The organism is Macrococcus sp. DPC7161 (genome assembly GCF_004117835.1).
Taxonomy (GTDB): domain Bacteria; phylum Bacillota; class Bacilli; order Staphylococcales; family Staphylococcaceae; genus SDSC01.
In genome coordinates this window covers 1-1,373 of sequence record NZ_SDSC01000022.1, presented here as the reverse complement: position 1 = coordinate 1,373, position 1,373 = coordinate 1, and the positions used below count along the sequence as shown (strand labels likewise).

2 protein-coding genes are annotated in these 1,373 nt (G+C 29.8%); both read left to right on the top strand.

The features are described from left to right. Positions 1-468 (top strand): helix-turn-helix domain-containing protein (locus ER639_RS11890; protein WP_164993450.1); only part of this gene is annotated, 468 nt, incomplete at its 5' end. Then, the gene (locus ER639_RS11885; protein WP_129065968.1) at positions 399-1,343 is read left to right on the top strand and encodes an IS3 family transposase; all 945 of its coding nucleotides are present in this window, start codon (positions 399-401) and stop codon (positions 1,341-1,343) included. The genes ER639_RS11890 and ER639_RS11885, both read left to right, overlap by 70 nt. Positions 1,344-1,373: the final 30 nt, after the last annotated feature.

Here is a 1,373-nt window from a genome sequence, read left to right as displayed (position 1 = left end):
GGAAATAATGGCTATGATTCATTAGGTAGAAAATATGATATTCAATCTTCAGTAATAAGAACATGGGTTTATCAATTTGATACCTTCGGTATTGATGGTCTGATTTCTGGTATGACAAGAAAAAAATATTCAAGAGATGAAAAATTAAGAATTATTCATCACAGAATTAATAATCAACTATCCTATAAAGAGACGGCTAAATTATTTGGTATTTCTAATCCTACTTTAATTGCTCAATGGCAGATGAAATATAATCAATATGGTATCCTAGGTTTAGAATCAAAACCGAAGGGTCGTGCGTCTAAAACTATGAAAGAAAATAAGAATAAAGTTAATACTAATAGTTTAAACGAAAGTGAAAGAGAAGAATTAATACGCTTACGTGAAGAAAACAGAAGATTAGAAATCGCAATTGCTCTCGAAAAAAAGTTACAATCCTTAGCTCGAAAAAATCAAACAAAGAAATAGTTGCTGCTATTATTGAGCTAAGGAATGAATCTATTTACAAGTTAAAAGAAATTTTATCAGTAGCTAAGATAGCGAAAAGTGTATATCATTATTGGAAATTACGTTTAAGTATTCCAGTTCAAAAAGACGATAATTTAATTAAGAAGATTAAAGAAATCATTGCTATACATAAAAATAGGATAGGATATCGTACCGTAACTGATGAACTAAGAGACTTAGGTTTTGTTGTTAATCATAAAAAAGTTCTTAGAATAATGAGGGAAAACAATCTACTATGCATAAAGTTTAAGCATAGAAATAGAACATATAAGTCTTACAAAGGGAAAGTTGGCAAAACTGCCAAGAATAAAATGAATCGCAGATTCGTAACGGATCGACCATATCAAAAATTACTTACAGATGTCACACAATTCAGTATCAATAATGGAAATAAGCTATATCTATCAACAATTTTCGATGTATGTACAAAGGAAATTATTTCTTATTCGGTTAGCAAGCGTCCAACATTGGAGTTCGTAATGGATTCCCTAATGAAAGCAATAGAAGTCATCCCTGACCTCCCTTATAGAACTACTATCCATTCTGATCAAGGTTGGCAATATCAACATAATACTTGGGTACAAACTTTGAAAAAGAATAGACTCATTCAAAGCATGTCTAGAAAAGGTAATTGTCTAGATAATTCTCCAATGGAGAATTTTTTTGGAATATTAAAGCAGGAAATGTTTTATGGTGAATCATTTGATTCGTATGATGAATTAGTAGAGGAAATTAATGATTATATGGAATATTATAATTTCGTTAGAAAGAAGAGAAAATTAAAAAGCAAGACTCCTGTAGAATACAGAAATCTTGCTTTAATGAAAGTAGCTTAATAAAAAGTTCAACTTTTTGGGTTCACTACA